Origin of the sequence: Marinomonas foliarum, from assembly GCF_003337275.1 — a bacterium.
Classification (GTDB): Bacteria; Pseudomonadota; Gammaproteobacteria; order Pseudomonadales; family Marinomonadaceae; genus Marinomonas; species Marinomonas foliarum.
The window spans coordinates 40,414-56,573 of the sequence record NZ_QPJQ01000026.1 but is presented as its reverse complement, the minus strand read 5'-3'; the positions used below and the strand labels follow the sequence as shown (position 1 = coordinate 56,573).

Here is a 16,160-nt window from a genome sequence, read left to right as displayed (position 1 = left end):
GTAGCAGCAATGGCAAAAGAAATTGTTTTAACCGGTGTTACCACCACAGGCACTCCACACCTAGGAAACTATGTGGGGGCAATTCGTCCTGCGATCGAAGCAAGCCGTCAAGAAAATACGGAATCTTACTTCTTTCTTGCGGACTATCATGCGTTGATCAAGTGTCAGGATCCAGAGCGTGTGAAACAGTCTCGTTTAGAAATTGCGGCGACTTGGCTAGCGTGTGGTTTAGATACCGACAAAGCAACTTTCTACCGTCAGTCTGATATTCCTGAAATTGCCGAACTAAATTGGCTACTGACTTGCGTAACCGCAAAAGGTTTGATGAACCGTGCTCACGCTTATAAAGGCGCAGTGGACGAAAACCTTGCCAATGAGCAAGACCCAGACTTTGGTATTACCATGGGCTTGTTTTGCTATCCAGTATTAATGGCGGCTGATATTTTGGCGTTTAATGCGCATAAAGTACCAGTCGGCCGTGACCAAATTCAGCATATCGAAATGGCCCGTGATATTGCGGGTCGTTTTAACCATTTATTTGGTGAGCACTTCGTATTACCTGAAGCGGTTGTTGGCGAAGAGGGCTCTATTTTGAAAGGCTTAGACGGCCGTAAGATGAGTAAGAGTTACAATAATACGATTCCATTATTTGATACCGAGAAAAAACTGCAAAAAGGTATTAATAAGATCAAAACAAACTTGTTAGAACCAGGTGAAGCGAAAGACCCTGAGGATTCGACTGTGTTTGATATTTATAAAGCGTTCGCTACTCCAGAGCAAACAGCGCAAATGCGTCAGAATTTTGTAGATGGCATTGCGTGGGGAGAGGCAAAGAAGGAACTTTTTGCTTTGGTTAATGGTCAACTATCTGAACCACGTGAAAAGTACTTGGAGTTAATTGCTAATCCAACTCATGTAGAAGAAATTTTACAGGCCGGGGCGGAGAAGGCACGAGCTCGTGCACGTGGACTGATTTCAGACCTACGCAATGCCGTTGGTTTGGTCAATTTTAAATAAAGGAGAGTTTTGTGAAAACAACAGTATTTGCCATGTTAATGGCGTTTGTTTTGGCAATCGGCGCTGGCGGTTATAGTGCAGATGTTCATGCGAAGAAGTTTGGTGGTGGTAAAAGTTTTGGTAAAAGCTTTTCTATTTCTAAACCTAAAAGCGCAACAAATAGCACAGCTGGTACAACAAATGCGGCGGCTGGCGCTAAAAAACCTGGATTCTTAGGTGGAATGGGCGGCGGTTTGTTAGGCGGGTTATTGGCTGGTGGTATTTTTGCCGCCTTACTAGGAAGCGGTGCTTTTGACGGCATTTCTTTCGGTGATATTTTGCTATTTGCCTTGATTGGTTTCTTGGTTTACAAGTTCTTCATCGCGCCAAAACGTCGCGCAGCTCAAGCTGATGCTGCAGGTACTAATGGTATGTTCCGCGAGATGCCAAACTCAACTCGTGATGGCGTACAGCCTTCTCCAATGTCTGGTATTAGTGGCTTTGGTTCACAGCCAGAAATTAAGCTTCCGCCAGGTTTTAATGAGCAAGCGTTTGTTGCTGAAGCGAAAAACCATTACATCACTTTGCAAAAAGCCTGGGATGACAATAATTTTGATGAAATTCTAGATTATGTGAGCCCTGAGCTTTACAACCTTTTGGTGACTGAACGTGCTTCATACGGCAATGATAAGCCTCGTACTGAAGTGGTTTCCTTGATGGTTGAAATTGTTCGCGGTGAGTATGTAGGCTCTATCGCTTCTATTTCTTTGCAGTTTTCAGGCTGGATCAAAGAAGGTGATCAGACTTCCGAAACCAATGAAATTTGGCATTTGGAAAAGAACATGTCTGATGCAAATGGAAATTGGACAATAGTTGGGATACAACAAGACAACTAATTGTTACTTAACTTTGCTCGTAGGCTCATCACATTTTGTTTACACTAGACAAAGCTTGTGATGAGTTCTACATTACTCTTATTAAACTGAATATGGATGTGAGCCATGTCTGAATTAGCGCCTATTAAAGAAAATGGGAAAGCCTTATCTGAATCGAATAAAGGTGAGTTGTTACAGTATCTAACTTTTAAGCTGATTGACGAGACCTATGGTATTAACGTCATGCAGATTAAAGAAGTGCTACGTTATAGCGAAATCGCTCCAGTTCCAGGTGCGCCTTCTTATGTTTTAGGTATCGTTAATTTACGTGGTAATGTCGTGACTGTTGTAGACACTCGAGTTCGCTTTAGCCTGCCTGAGTGTACAATTTCTGACGATACTCGCATCATTATTATTGAGCACGATGGTGAGCAAGTTGGCTTGCTGGTTGATGCTGTTCAAGAAGTATTCTATTTGTACCAAGGCGAGATTGAGCAAAGCCCTAGCGTTGGTAATGATGAAGCATTGAAGTTCATTCAAGGTGTTTATCAGAAAGAAGAAGAGTTGGTTATTTTGCTTGAGCTTAATCGAATGTTTGAGCGTAATGAAGCACTTGGCATCGAAGCGATGAGTTAAGCGAACCGCTTCTTTACTTAGAGCAATTCTCTTTAATAAGAATATAAAAAACCATGCATTGCATGGTTTTTTTATGTCTGTAAGAAACTGAGTGTGGTGTTATCTTTCCCAATAAGCTTCTTCTAAGCTGTCTTCTCGTTCAGGTAACCCTTTGGATAAACGTGATGCATTTTGAGCAAGTATTTCGTAACTCACACGGTTTGAATATTTGCAGATTTGCGCGAAAGATGAGTAAGCCAAAAACGGTGCTAAATGCTTGCTAGAGTTTGGAATCACTTCTTTGTGAAAGTGATTGGCTGAAATGTCATGCAGCAAAGCGGATAGAGCGCCATCTCCAACGCCATTGGTATTGCGAATTTTTTCAGGTCCACCCATATAAGGGTCAATGTGAGAAAAGACTTTTACAGGCTGTTTACAGGCTTCTCGTAACATTGGGCGGCTGAATTCCCAACGATTGAAATCGGCTAAGCTGCCAGATTTAATCGGGTTGGTAGTCTCGCGTTTTAGCTCATCATCAGTGTGGCCACATAAATACATGCCATCTGGGCCAGCTGTCAGCAATACAATATCGACATAATCTAGAATTGCACTGGCGGCTTGCAAAGGATCAGATAAGCCTGTTAATGCTTCGGCTTCCAGTTCGTTCATGGCTAAAACATTGACGTGTTTCTTGATGATATCAAGTAGTTCGTCTCTGTTTTCTTCTACTAGGTGCTTGGTGCCTAATGTCAGAACTGTTGGGACCTGATTATTGTGCGCGTATTCCAAAGCTTTTAGCATGGCTTTTTTGATGGGTTTGCCTTGATGGCGTAATGGGTACGCACAAGTTACCAATGCTGCACCACCTGCGATGATGTGCTCTGGAATATGTTCTACATTCAGTTCGTCCATGTCTCCTGGCGCGATAGCAAAAGTACGCTCGCCATCTGGTGTGATTAGCGTAATACCGCGGCCAATGTCTCCTGGTACACCTTGCAGGTGATTCATGTCTACTTTACTGCTGGTATGGCAGATATAATGGTAAGCTGGGGAGCCTAAAGTGATGTTGGCTGACATAACGCCAAGTAGAACGGATTTATCATCGGCCAACACTGAATAGTTGTGTATGGTGTTGCCAATAGTGCCACCGGCAAAATGATCTGAGATACTGTTTTGTGCCGTTAACTCGCTGTAAATAGCAGAGGCAGTCTCAGCGTCGACAAGATTTGATAAGCCTTTTTGGATGTTAAACGTTTCTAGAAATTGATCAGATACATTGGCAACCACATCGACAATGGTTTCGTCCAAGCCAACAATGTAAGTGTCTTTGTCGGGTCTAACTTCTGACGTAGGCAGAACTGGCTTTGGTTGTGAAACGGGAAAGTAATGTTTAAGTTTGCGTCTGCCTGGAAACTTCATATCGGTGCTCGTGGGTAAGATAGTAAAGCGAGTTTAGCAAAGAATTGACCAGTCGGGCAGGATGAGTAACAAGAAAGTAAGGTGAAAATGAACGAATTAGAGTTAGATCGTTATAGTCGTCAGTTATTATTGCCCAATTTTGATATTCAGGGGCAGCTCAATCTTGCCCAAGCAAAAGTGTTGGTTATTGGTTTAGGTGGGCTTGGCAATATTGCAGCGACTTATTTGGCAACGTCTGGTGTTGGTCATCTGGCTTTGGCGGATGGCGATCAACTAGAAAGTAGTAATCTGCCACGCCAAGTGCTTTATGATGAGAGTCAGATTGGCCTGAATAAGGTGGAAGCTGCTGCGAAGCAAATTGCTCTCAAAAATTCGGCGATCAAAGTAGAGGTGATCACGCATAAATTAGCGGACGCTTCTTTACTAAAAGCAGTCGAGCAAGCGGATGTGGTGTTAGATTGCACGGATAATTTTACTGCTAGGCAAGCTATCAACCGCGCGTGTTTGTCTCTTAAAAAACCATTAGTCAGTGCGGCTGCGATTCGTTGGGAAGGGCAGTTGGTAAGCTTTTTATACGATCAACAATCTACACCTTGTTACGAGTGTTTATACCCGTCATTGTCTGATCAGCAGCTAAGCTGCAACGAAAGTGGCATTGTCGCTCCTGTTGTGGGTTTGTTAGGTGTGTATCAGGCCCTTGAGGCGTTGAAATTGGTAAGTGGTTGTGGAAAGGTTAAGCATGGCGTGTTGAGGCTGTTTGATGGTTTTGAGGGAAGCTGGCGTGAAATGCGTTTAACTCAGGACCCTGAATGTTCTGCGTGTGCAATTGAAAACAGCGAGACGCTTGAAAAGTCATAGATAGTCCCTATTTTAGTAATTAATATTTTTCTCTAAGAATTTCAGCAGATTTTCGTTAGAATTCATCACAGTCTTTTTAGCCGACCATCTTTGAGTCTGGCAAGCATTCATTTACAGGAGCAATAACATGAGCGATGTGAAACACGCTAAATTAATGATTTTAGGTTCTGGACCAGCTGGCTACACAGCCGCTGTATACGCAGCTCGCGCGAACCTTAATCCTGTGATGATTACAGGTATGCAAATGGGTGGACAGCTAACTACGACAACAGATGTAGACAACTGGCCAGGTGATGACCAAGGCGTACAAGGTCCAGAACTGATGGAGCGTATGCGTAAACATGCTGAGCGCTTTGAAACAGAAGTTATTTTTGACCACGTAAACAAAGTAGATCTTAAAAATCGTCCATTCCGTTTGGAAGGCGACAGCGGTGTTTACACTTGTGATGCATTGATTATTTCTACTGGCGCAAGTGCTCAATACTTAGGTTTAGAAAGCGAAACTAAATTCATGGGCCAAGGTGTGTCTGCCTGCGCAACCTGTGACGGTTTCTTTTACCGTAACCAAGACGTTGCGGTAATTGGTGGTGGTAATACTGCTGTAGAAGAAGCGCTTTATCTTTCTAATATTGCAAAAACGGTTACCGTGATTCATCGCCGTGACAAATTCCGTTCTGAAAAAATTCTTGCGGACAAATTGATGGAAAAAGCGAAAAACGGCAACGTAAAAATCGAATGGCATTCCGAGCTTGATGAAGTATTGGGTGATAGTGCTGGTGTGACAGGTGTCCGTATTAAAAATAGTCAAACAGGCGAGAAAAAAGAGCTGGCGGTTGCTGGTTTGTTCGTTGCTATTGGTCACAAGCCAAACACTGACATTTTCCAAGGTCAGCTAGACATGAAAGATGGCTACCTGACGGTTCAGTCTGGTACGCATGGCAATGCGACTCAAACAAGCATTGAAGGTGTTTTTGCGGCAGGTGATGTGTCTGATCACATTTATCGTCAAGCAATCACTTCTGCTGGAACGGGTTGCATGGCTGCGTTGGATGCAGAACGTTTCTTAGATTCTCAAGACTAAGGTCAAAGGTTCTAAACAAAAAAACCGATCTCAGGATCGGTTTTTTTATGCCTACAATAAAGCGTTTAGAATAAACGAATTACTGAGCGTTGTATGCTTCTACGCCTTCAACGATGGCTTTTTTCGCTTCTTCGGCGTTCGCCCAACCTTCTACTTTTACCCACTTGCCTTTTTCAAGGGTTTTGTAGTTTTCGAAGAAATGTTCGATCTGATCACGTAGCAATTGTGGAATGTCGTTCACATCTTGGATATGACCGTATTCTTTGCTTAGTTTTTCGTGAGGAACGGCAACCAATTTTGCGTCCATGCCAGCTTCGTCAGACATGTTCAATACGCCAACAGGGCGGCAACGAATAACAGAGCCAGGAACAACTGGGTAAGGTGTGATAACTAGAACGTCAACTGGGTCGCCGTCGTCAGCCAATGTGTTGTTCACATAACCGTAGTTTGCTGGGTAAAACATTGGTGCCGTCATGAAGCGATCAACAACAAGCGCGTCCATGTCATGGTCCACTTCGTATTTTACAGGGTTCGCTTGAGCTGGAATTTCAATGATTACGTTGATGTCGTTTGGAGCATCTTTGCCAGCAGGGATCTTGTTATAGCTCATTTTATTTCTTCCAATGTGGTAAATATTGGCGATATTATAAAAGCTAGGCAGCTTCTATGCTAGTTGTGGAAGCTGTCCATTCGTAATATTCTCTATTTCTTAGGAATTAAATACGTAAAAACAGCCTTAAAATACGTTAACTTATTGCTTTCTTTCTGAATTTAGCTAGTCTTACAGTGTGATCAAATTATAGTCGCGAGGACAGTAATGACAAAATCTGAGCTGATAGAGCTACTAATCGATCAGCAATCTCATTTGCCAGTGAAAGATGTTGAGCAAGCAATCAAGGCGATGCTTGAACATATGTCTGATTCTTTGGCAAATGGTGAGCGCATAGAGATAAGAGGCTTTGGTAGTTTTTCTTTACATTATCGAGCACCTAGAATTGGCAGAAACCCTAAAACGGGTGAGTCTGTTGATCTAAGTGCGAAGTATGTGCCGCATTTTAAACCGGGTAAAGAGTTGAGAGAGTTGGTCAACTTCCCCGAAGGTGATGAGATAAACGAACTTAACTAATTTACATCTTATGCCTCGAAATCTTTGAGCTATCACGGCATAATATCGCCATTCTATTGTTGGTAGGTTGTTTTATGCTTAAGTGGCTGAAAAGAGTTATTTACATCGTTCTTGTTACTTTTTTTCTCGCTGTCGGCGTGTTTTTTGCCATCCGTAACCCGCAATTGATTCATCTTGACCTTGTCTTTTGGCAAGGCCCAGAGCTGAGTGTTGCTCTCTATACTATTTTGTCTTTCACTGCTGGAGCGTGTGTGGCTCTATTTGTGAGTTCAGTTGCTTATTTACGCAGTGAGCGTCAAATCAGAGTATTGACTCGTCGATACGAAAAAGCGCGTGATGAAGTAGATGCCTTACGTAAAGCTTCTATTACTAAAGAGCTTTCTGTAGGGAAGGAGTAATTGCGTTGACCGAAATAGGATTGTTTCTGGTTCTTTTTGTCGCGCTCTTTGTTGGCTGGGCAATGGGGCGAAAAAGTCCGACTAAAAAAAATAAGCAAGCTAAAAAGAATATTCCAACAGACTACTTTCGCGGTCTGAATCACCTGCTTAATGATCAACATTCCGAAGCCATTGACGCCTTTGTTGATTCCTTAGAAGTCAATTCTGATACTTTTGATATTCACCTTACATTAGGGAATTTGTTCCGTAAAAAGGGGGAAATACAAAAGGCGATTAATATTCATCAAAGCTTATTGGCGCGCCCTGAAATATCTCAACGCGAAATGCGTATGGTGCAGTTAGAGCTAGCAAGCGATTTTATGTCCGCAGGGTTGCTCGATAGGGCGGGTCGATTACTGTTGAATATGGCATCCACGTCACGAAAAAGTGAATTTCAGCCAAAGATACTGGCCTTGTTGGTTGATCTGTACGAATTCGAACAGAGCTGGGACAAAGCGATCCAGATTGGACTTGAGCTAATAAAAGAAAGCCCTAATAAAAAAGAAATTAAGCGCTTGGCACATTTCCACTGTGAAATGGCGCAAGAGCTACAGAAGAAAGAGCAATGGAAACCCGCTTTTCAACATTACAAGAAAGCGCTAGATGTAGATTCTAGCTGTATCCGAGCCAGTATAGGGGCGGCTGACGTATTGAATAGCCAAGGCCGTTATCGCGATGCGATCAAGGAGCTAAAGCACGCAGCGGATCAGGACCCTGAATTTATTTCGATCATTATTCCTAAGTTAAAAGAGTGCTACCAGAAGGTCTGGGGAAGCGGCGGTTACATTAAGTTTTTGCAAGAGCAAAACCAGAAAAAGCCGTCTACTGCATTGATTATGGCGCTTGTGCAGCATTACATGGAAACAGATAAAGATTATGCTGAAATGTTTTTGGTCGAGCAGCTTAGACTGCACCCAACTATTAAAGGCTTTAAGGAATTAATTAGCCTGCAACTCGCCGATTCTCATGGCTATAACCAGCAACACCTAGTTGTACTATTTGAGCTTATTGACCAGCTAGTACAAGTAAAGCCTAAATACCAATGCCGCCAGTGCGGCTTCCCAGGGCACCAATTACATTGGCAATGTCCAAGTTGTAAAAACTGGGGTGTGGTTAAACCAATTCATGGTTTAGAAGGCGAGTAGAGCGCAGCATTTGTATTTAGGCGCGACTGACATAGATAACACTGAAATATTGATAAACTGAAAAAAGAGGACACTGAATGAGCTGCCAATCCCCTATTGTGGTTGCCCTAGATTACCCAACCATGGCGCAATCAATCGAGATGGCGAAACGACTAGATCCAAAGCAATGTCGAGTAAAAGTCGGCAAAGAGCTGTTCACAACATCAGGTCCTGTTATTTTAGATGAGTTACACAAACTGGGCTTTGACATATTTTTAGATCTGAAATTTCATGATATTCCCAATACAGTAGCGAATGCGGTTAGTGTGGCGGCGAGAGCAGGAGTGTGGATGGTGAATGTACACGCCTCTGGCGGTCGACGAATGATGGAGGCTTCTGCTAATGCGTTGCAGCAATTGCCAGATAATAAAACCTTGTTAATTGCCGTGACAGTGCTGACTAGCATGGATCAATCTGACCTTGTAGAGATTGGTGTAGATGCCACGCCAGAACAACATGTTAAACGCCTTGCCGCATTGGCTCAGTCTTCCGGCATGGACGGTGTTGTTTGCTCTGCACAAGAGTCTAGTATGTTATCTGCTGACCTAGGCAAAGACTTTGTGCTAGTTACGCCAGGCATTCGACCTAATGGTTCTGATCAAGGCGATCAGAAACGTATCATGACACCAGCAGAAGCAATGGCAGCTGGGAGCCATTACCTTGTAATGGGGCGTCCTATTACTCAGGCGAGTGACCCTATTGCTGTGTTGACCCAAGCTAATACAGATTTAGGTGTGATAGTTTAAATTGATGTGTTAACAGTTGAAGTCTAATTAAAAAGCTTTTACTCTAAAAACCACTTACTTGTTTTGGCTTAGTCGCTGATTCGATAAGTGGTTTTTTATTGGCAAGATGCCGCTTTTTTATTAAAAGAGTTTAAAAGGAATTTAATATGACGAATCTTAATCGTACCTTCCGTATTTTTGTGTCCCGTACACTTCTGGTTATTTCATTGGTGCTTGCACCTTTCTCACTTTTTGCCGCTACGCCTTTAGATATTAATACAGCAACTGCAGCACAGCTGACCGCTGTGATGTCTGGTGTTGGCACTAAGAAAGCAGAGGCGATTGTTGCTTACAGAGAAGCAAATGGCCGCTTTGAATCTGTTGATCAGTTATCTAATGTAAAAGGGATTGGTGGTGTGCTATTGAACCGCAATCGAGAGTTACTGCAAGTCGCTACAGCTGATGGTGATTCAGATAAATAGTTCGGAGCATTATTAATACCGAAAAATAAGCGGATCGAGGTCCGCTTATTTTGTAGTTAGGGATTTTGTCGCCTGATGCTGGGTCAAAAAAACTTGTCCACTTAGGTTTTTTATTAAACTTGAGCCTGTCAGTTTATCCATGACGGGGCCTTTGATCTCAGAGAAATGCAAGGTAACTCCCGCTGATTTTAATCTATCATCTATGGCTTCTAGGCTTGCCAATGCACTAGCATCAATCATATTAACGGCATTACACATAAGAATTAAATGCTTAATGTCGTTGTGCTGAGATACAAGGGTTAAGACATAGTCTTCTAGTACTCTTGCATTCGCAAAGAATAGATTTTCATCGATACGAACGGTTATAACGCTTGGTGTTGTTTCTACATCAAAGCGCTTAACGTTACGAAAATGCTCTGTTCCCGGAAGGCGACCGACTACAGCAATATGTGGGTGGCTGGTATGCCAAAGAAAAAACAGTAGCGACAAAGAAACGCCAACGATTATTCCTGTCTCCATACTGATAAAGAGTACAACAAAGAAAGTGGCCAATAGTCCCACGGCTTCCTGTTTAGAAAAATGATATAACCGAGTAAACTCTTTAAAATCGATAAGTTGCAAAATAGAAGTGATGATACAGCTTGCTAATACGGCTGTTGGTAGGTAATAAAACAGCGGTGTTAAAAACAGCAGGGTAAAAAGCATGAGTAGCCCTGTTAATATCCCCGCCATTGGGGTTGTCGCCCCCGCACTAACGTTGACGACTGAGCGTGAAAAACCGCCTGTCACAGGAAACGAACCACTGAATGCCGCCCCTAAATTTGCTAAACCTAATCCGACAAGTTCTTGGTTTGGGTTGATATTTTGTTTGCGTTTTGCTGCAAAGGATTGGGCTACCGAAACAGAGCCGACGAAGCCAACGATGCTTATTAAAAACGCCCCAGGTAGCAGATCAATCATATTGTCTAAGGTGAAATATTCGACAGGAATAATGGGTAAGTGGTTATTAATATCTCCGACGATTTTGATGCCTAACGAATCGAGTGAGAAGGCGCCAACGCAGCTGGTGGTTGTTATAACTACAATGACCGGACCAGACTTGCCAAGCATATTAGATGTGCTCTCTGATAGGCCAAGTTTGCTTAACATAGGTGTTAGGTGGCGCTTGAATAGAAGTAAGGAAAAGATAGAGATAATGCTTAAAATCACGGTGGGGAGATTAATGTCATTAATATGCAAGATCATGCTTTTACCAAGCTCGATTAGGTTGTTGCCTTGAGCTTGAACACCTATTAAATGTTTGAACTGTCCAACAGCAATCAAGATGGCTGAGGCGCTAATGAAGCCAGAGATAACTGGGTGGCTGAGTAGGTTGGATAAAAAGCCCATTTTTAATAGGCTCATTAATATCAAAAATATACCAGATAAAAACGCCAGCATTATTGCAATGGCTACATAATGCTCGCTTCCAGCTATGGCGAATGGTGCCAGTATCGTTGCTGTCATCATGGATGTTATGGCGACAGGGCCAACGGCGAGAGTGCGGCTAGTACCGAATAAGGAATACAAAATAGAAGGGATGATGCCTGCGTATAAACCCACTACAGCGGGCAGCCCTGCTAACAAGGCATAACCCATACTTTGTGGAATCAAAAGTATAGTGGCAATAAAGCTGGCCATGGTATCGGCTTGTAGCTTGTCTCTTGAATATTCTTTGATCCAAGCCATTGCAGGTAAGTATTTTTCAAGCTTATTCATGAGGCGTTCTCAGGATAGATGCAGAAAAAGGCGTCATAAGAATACAAGAATCCATCTGGTGTCTATTAGGAATATGAATATTTCCTTATGTTATATATGGTGGCTTTGATGGTAAAGACGAATCTCTGTTGTTTTCTTTTTTTATGTTCTTTTTTGTTTTAAAGGAATAAGAATAAAGGCGTAAACATCGGACGCCTTAAGCAAAATTTGTTAATCTATTGCGTCGATTGTAAAGCTTAGGGAAAATATCCGTGTCGCAAGAGTTTCAAGTTGTTTCATCTTATTCACCTGCAGGCGACCAGCCAAAAGCCATCGAAAAACTTGTGAGTGGCGTAGAAGCTGGTTTAGCACATCAAACACTGCTTGGTGTTACAGGTTCAGGTAAAACCTACACCATTGCCAATGTGATTTCTCAAGTGAAGCGCCCAACCATTGTAATGGCGCATAACAAAACCTTGGCGGCACAGCTTTATGGCGAATTTAAAGAGTTCTTCCCCAATAATGCCGTAGAGTATTTTGTTTCCTACTACGATTATTACCAGCCAGAAGCCTACGTTGCTGCATCTGATACTTTTATTGAGAAAGACGCGTCGGTCAACGAGCATATAGAGCAAATGCGTTTGTCCGCTACCAAGGCTTTGCTAGAGCGTGATGACGTTATTATCGTCGCCACAGTGTCGGCGATTTATGGCTTGGGTGATCCGCAATCTTATTTAAAAATGATGTTGCACCTTGACCGTGGTGATCGTATTGATCAGCGTGATGTTCTGCGTCGTTTGGCTGAACTGCAATACAGTCGCAACGATTTGGTACTAGAACGTGGTAATTTCCGTGTTCGTGGCGATGTGATTGAAGTTTTTCCTGCAGACTCCGAAGATACTGCAATTCGTATCGAATTGTTTGATGATGAAATTGAAGCCTTGTCGATGATCGATCCTCTTACCAACAAAACCATTCGCAAAGTGCCTCGAGTGACGATTTACCCGAAAACTCACTACGTGACGCCAAAAGAAACCGTGCAAGCGGCGATTGAGCGTATTAAAGTGGAGTTGGATCAGCGCCTTGAACAGCTAAAATCACTGAACAAATTAGTGGAAATGCAGCGTCTTGATCAGCGTACGCGATACGATCTAGAAATGATGCAAGAGCTTGGCTACTGCAACGGCATCGAAAACTATTCGCGCTACTTATCGGGCCGAGAAGAAGGTTCACCACCCCCAACGTTATTTGATTATTTACCAGCGAATGCTCTGCTCGTTATCGATGAATCCCACGTTACCGTGTCGCAGATTGGCGCCATGTACAAAGGTGACAGATCACGTAAAGAGAACCTTGTTGAATATGGCTTCCGTTTGCCTTCAGCTCTTGATAACCGTCCTATGCGATTTGAAGAGTGGGAACAGATTAAACCGCAGACCATTTTTGTCTCAGCCACGCCTGGAAAATACGAAGAAGAGCATCAGGACTGGGTAGTCGAGCAGATTGTGCGTCCGACTGGCTTGATAGATCCAACTTTAGAAGTTCGACCAGTGGCGACTCAGGTGGACGATTTATTGTCAGAGATAAACTTACGACTACCTCTTGGTGAGCGCGTATTGGTGACAACTCTGACAAAACGTATGGCAGAAGATTTAAGCGATTACCTAAGTGACCATGGTGTTCGAGTACGTTATTTACATTCGGACATTGATACCGTTGAACGTGTTGAGATCATTCGAGATTTACGTCTTGGCGAGTTTGATGTTCTCGTCGGTATCAACTTATTACGAGAAGGTTTGGACATTCCAGAAGTGAGCTTAGTGGCGATTCTTGATGCTGATAAAGAAGGCTTCTTACGCTCGGAAAAATCACTTATTCAAACCATTGGTCGTGCTGCTCGTAATGTTAACGGTAAAGCTATTTTATACGCAGACCGTATTACGGGTTCAATGGATCGGGCGATTAGTGAAACGAATCGACGTCGAGAAAAACAGCAAGCCCACAACGAAGAGCATGGTATTACACCAACAGGTATTACGAAATCTGTCGAAGATATCATGGAAGGGGCGTACAACCCAGGTGCAGGTAAACGTGGTAACAAAACGAAAAAAGTCGCTGAAACCGCCAAAGATTACCAAGTGGAAAGCATGGAAGACGTGGCTCAAGTGCGTAAAGCCATGATCCAATTGCAGAAAGAAATGATGCAGGCATCAGAAGAGCTGAAATTCGAACTGGCAGCAGGCTACCGTGACCAAATTCGCCAGCTACAGAAAAAACTAAAAGACGTCGGTGAATGATAAAAGGGAGGAGATAAGAGTGGCGATTACCTTAAGGAATTACAACATAGTTCGCGTTATCGACAACGGCGTCATCGTAAACTGCACCGTGATCGAAATGTGCTACGACTACGCGCTGGTACGATTTAAAGATAAAAAATATAAAGTACCGTACGGATTAATCGACGAAGTCATTGGTCACGAACTGCTTGTCCCTGTTGTCGAATAATGGTTTTAAAACAAAGGCTTCAAAAAATATCAACGAAGGCTTGTCAAAAGCAAACCTCTGCGTATAATAGCCAACACTTTTTAGGACTATAGCTCAGTTGGTTAGAGCGCTACCTTGACATGGTAGAGGTCAGCAGTTCGAATCTGCTTAGTCCTACCACCTAATTTAGTAATAGAATCAAGGGCTTACGTTAATTTGTAAGCCCTTTTTTTGTGTCTGTTTATCCTTACTTTATCCAATTCTTACCCTTTGTTATCCGTTTTTTGGTAGTGTTTTGCGGCTTTTTGGCATGTTTTGTGTGTTTGTTAGGTTGGTGATATTACTGTCATTTTCGCTCAGGCATAAAAAAGAGAGCGGTTAGCTCTCTTCTTCGTCGATCAGCTTGTCGAGTTCTTGCTGTATTCGTTGTTTTTTCAGTTGATGTTGGTTATGTAGATGGTGCTTTCTTACTAAGACCTTTGGAAAGTCAAAAATAAATTCTTGACAGCGTTAGTTGCCGTGTATATTTTAAAGTATACTTTATGTATACATGAGGTATACTTTGAAATATTAAATTAAAAAGGCAATAAAATGAATTTAAAGGCGAGTGTATGGCTAACTGAGCCATCAAGTGCAGCAGTTGATATAGCGAAAATAGCAGGGTACGAAATTGTAGTATTAGATGTAGAGCATGGGTTGTTTGATCTTGCTGCTATGGATTGGATCATTCCATTTATTAGATCTCGAGGTATGAAAGTTATAGTTAAGGTGCTTGGACCTGAGCGTGGTCCTATTCAGCAAGCCTTAGATTTTGGTGCGAATGCGGTAGCGATTCCGCACATAGAGTCTGCTGAACATGCTGCTCGAGTATGTGGTTATGCAAAGTTCCCACCATTAGGGGATCGTAGTTTTGCTGGTGGGAGAACTTCCAATTATGTAGGTTTCACAGACGAGTGGGTGAAAGAGCAAGATTCAGAGTACCAGTGTTTTCCAATGATTGAAGATGGCTCTGCGTTTGATTCTATTGATGAAATCTTAGCTTTAGACTGTGTTGATGGAATATTTATTGGCCCATCAGACTTGAGTCTTCGCCGAGAAAGAGGAGCTTATAGTGTCACCGAAGAAGATCTTGATGATATCAGATACCTAGCTAGAGCAGCTCAGAAAGTTAATAAACCATGGATTCTACCTGCATGGAGTGAGGCTGAACAACGTCTTGCAATAGAAGAGAATGCTGCTGTTGTTATTTTAAATATGCAATATGGTGCATTGCTTCAAGGATTTACTAATGCTTTAGATAAGTTCAAAAAATTTGGTTTGGAGGAGAAAAAATGAGTTTTATTACAGCCGTTGCTCAATATGCACCTAATGATAATAAAGAGGAAAACTTAAATTCAATCGAGGCTTTAGTCCGTGAAGCTCATAAAAAGGGAGCGCGACTAATTGTACTCCCCGAATATGCTATCTATACGGTTTCAACAATGGATGACAGGTTTGTAGAAAATGCGGAGTTGCTTGGTGGCCCAAGTGTAACAAAGATTGCTAGCTTATCCCTAGAGCTAAATGTCGCCATTGTTTTCGGAATTAATGAAAAGGCGAGCGAGGATCGTATTCACAATACTCTTATAGGTATAGAAAAAGGTGAAGTGTCAGCTTTATACCGAAAAGTACACCTCTACGATGCATTTGGTTATCGCGAGTCTGATAAGGTCATTGCAGCAGAGCCTAATAATGGGTCATTACTTTCTGTGGAGGGAATGAACATTGGCATGCAAACATGTTACGACTTGCGTTTTCCTGAGGTTACTCGGGCATTAGTTGACTCTGGCGCTGATATTATTGCTCTTCCTGCTGAATGGATTCCCGGACCTTTAAAAGAATACCACTGGAATACGTTGATTAGAGCAAGAGCTATTGAAAATACAGTGTTTATATTAGCTGCAGACCAAAGTGCTCCTAATGGTGTAGGTAATAGTGCAATCATAGACCCTATGGGAATTACTCTTGCGTCAGTGGGTGAAAATTCTGGTGTGGCTTTAGCTGAATTGTCTAATGAAAGATTAGGAAATGTTCGTAAAATCAACCCTGCTTTGACACTACGACGTTATAAAGTAGTTGGAAAATAAAATAGATTAAAGATA

17 protein-coding genes and 1 tRNA gene are annotated in these 16,160 nt (G+C 42.5%); 15 read left to right on the top strand and 3 right to left on the bottom strand.

The features are described from left to right. The first annotated feature begins 9 nt into the window (after window positions 1-9). From DFP77_RS13500 to DFP77_RS13490, 3 genes are all read left to right on the top strand, one after another. Window positions 10-1,017, top strand: a complete 1,008-nt coding sequence (locus DFP77_RS13500; protein WP_114412771.1) for a tryptophan--tRNA ligase — start codon at window positions 10-12, stop codon at window positions 1,015-1,017. 11 nt (window positions 1,018-1,028) lie between these two features. Then, on the top strand, window positions 1,029-1,892 hold the full coding sequence (locus DFP77_RS13495; protein WP_114412770.1) for a Tim44 domain-containing protein: 864 nt from the start codon (window positions 1,029-1,031) through the stop codon (window positions 1,890-1,892). A 105-nt stretch (window positions 1,893-1,997) separates the two neighbouring features. After that, entirely contained in the window at window positions 1,998-2,507 is a 510-nt protein-coding gene (locus DFP77_RS13490) for a chemotaxis protein CheW (RefSeq protein WP_181858560.1), read from the top strand. 99 nt (window positions 2,508-2,606) lie between these two features. On the opposite strand, the gene DFP77_RS13485 is transcribed toward DFP77_RS13490, so the two are convergent. Continuing rightward, complete coding sequence (locus DFP77_RS13485) at window positions 2,607-3,905, bottom strand: inosine/guanosine kinase (protein ID WP_114412769.1); 1,299 nt, start codon at window positions 3,903-3,905, stop codon at window positions 2,607-2,609. 87 nt (window positions 3,906-3,992) lie between these two features. Here DFP77_RS13485 and DFP77_RS13480 point away from each other — a divergent pair, with 87 nt between their 5' ends. Together DFP77_RS13480 and trxB are read left to right on the top strand one after the other, a co-directional pair. Further along, window positions 3,993-4,763 carry a HesA/MoeB/ThiF family protein gene (locus tag DFP77_RS13480; RefSeq protein ID WP_114412768.1) on the top strand — a complete coding sequence of 257 codons (771 nt, stop codon included), beginning with the start codon at window positions 3,993-3,995 and terminating at the stop codon, window positions 4,761-4,763. Between the two features lie 127 nt (window positions 4,764-4,890). Next, window positions 4,891-5,844 (top strand): thioredoxin-disulfide reductase, encoded by a 954-nt coding sequence (gene trxB / locus DFP77_RS13475; RefSeq protein WP_114412767.1) that lies wholly within the window; start codon window positions 4,891-4,893, stop codon window positions 5,842-5,844. A gap of 79 nt (window positions 5,845-5,923) precedes the next feature. Here trxB and ppa read toward each other — a convergent pair whose 3' ends face one another. Next, complete coding sequence (ppa, locus tag DFP77_RS13470) at window positions 5,924-6,454, bottom strand: inorganic diphosphatase (protein ID WP_114412766.1); 531 nt, start codon at window positions 6,452-6,454, stop codon at window positions 5,924-5,926. A 207-nt stretch (window positions 6,455-6,661) separates the two neighbouring features. On the opposite strand from ppa, the gene ihfB reads away from it, so the two are divergent. From ihfB to DFP77_RS13445, 5 genes are all read left to right on the top strand, one after another. Next, a complete protein-coding gene (gene ihfB, locus DFP77_RS13465; protein WP_114412765.1) occupies window positions 6,662-6,970 on the top strand; it encodes an integration host factor subunit beta in 309 nt (102 codons plus the stop codon). A gap of 74 nt (window positions 6,971-7,044) precedes the next feature. Then, a complete protein-coding gene (locus DFP77_RS13460) occupies window positions 7,045-7,368 on the top strand; it encodes a lipopolysaccharide assembly protein LapA domain-containing protein (RefSeq protein ID WP_114412764.1) in 324 nt (107 codons plus the stop codon). 5 nt (window positions 7,369-7,373) lie between these two features. Further along, the gene (lapB, locus tag DFP77_RS13455; protein ID WP_114412763.1) at window positions 7,374-8,552 is read left to right on the top strand and encodes a lipopolysaccharide assembly protein LapB; all 1,179 of its coding nucleotides are present in this window, start codon (window positions 7,374-7,376) and stop codon (window positions 8,550-8,552) included. 77 nt (window positions 8,553-8,629) lie between these two features. After that, complete coding sequence (pyrF, locus tag DFP77_RS13450; protein WP_114412762.1) at window positions 8,630-9,337, top strand: orotidine-5'-phosphate decarboxylase; 708 nt, start codon at window positions 8,630-8,632, stop codon at window positions 9,335-9,337. A 146-nt stretch (window positions 9,338-9,483) separates the two neighbouring features. Next, entirely contained in the window at window positions 9,484-9,798 is a 315-nt protein-coding gene (locus DFP77_RS13445) for a ComEA family DNA-binding protein (RefSeq protein WP_114412761.1), read from the top strand. A gap of 45 nt (window positions 9,799-9,843) precedes the next feature. On the opposite strand, the gene DFP77_RS13440 is transcribed toward DFP77_RS13445, so the two are convergent. Next, the gene (locus tag DFP77_RS13440; protein WP_110571569.1) at window positions 9,844-11,556 is read right to left on the bottom strand and encodes a SulP family inorganic anion transporter; all 1,713 of its coding nucleotides are present in this window, start codon (window positions 11,554-11,556) and stop codon (window positions 9,844-9,846) included. A gap of 251 nt (window positions 11,557-11,807) precedes the next feature. On the opposite strand from DFP77_RS13440, the gene uvrB reads away from it, so the two are divergent. The 5 genes from uvrB (at window position 11,808) to DFP77_RS13415 (ending at window position 16,145) form a co-directional block, all read left to right on the top strand. Beyond that, window positions 11,808-13,832, top strand: a complete 2,025-nt coding sequence (gene uvrB, locus DFP77_RS13435) for an excinuclease ABC subunit UvrB (RefSeq protein ID WP_114412760.1) — start codon at window positions 11,808-11,810, stop codon at window positions 13,830-13,832. A gap of 19 nt (window positions 13,833-13,851) precedes the next feature. Next, window positions 13,852-14,040, top strand: a complete 189-nt coding sequence (locus DFP77_RS13430) for a hypothetical protein (protein WP_114412775.1) — start codon at window positions 13,852-13,854, stop codon at window positions 14,038-14,040. Between the two features lie 82 nt (window positions 14,041-14,122). After that, window positions 14,123-14,199 (top strand) — tRNA-Val (locus DFP77_RS13425). 411 nt (window positions 14,200-14,610) lie between these two features. Continuing rightward, on the top strand, window positions 14,611-15,354 hold the full coding sequence (locus tag DFP77_RS13420) for an HpcH/HpaI aldolase family protein (RefSeq protein ID WP_114412759.1): 744 nt from the start codon (window positions 14,611-14,613) through the stop codon (window positions 15,352-15,354). Then, a complete protein-coding gene (locus DFP77_RS13415) occupies window positions 15,351-16,145 on the top strand; it encodes a carbon-nitrogen hydrolase family protein (RefSeq protein ID WP_114412758.1) in 795 nt (264 codons plus the stop codon). The genes DFP77_RS13420 and DFP77_RS13415 overlap by 4 nt, the downstream gene beginning before the upstream one ends. Window positions 16,146-16,160: the final 15 nt, after the last annotated feature.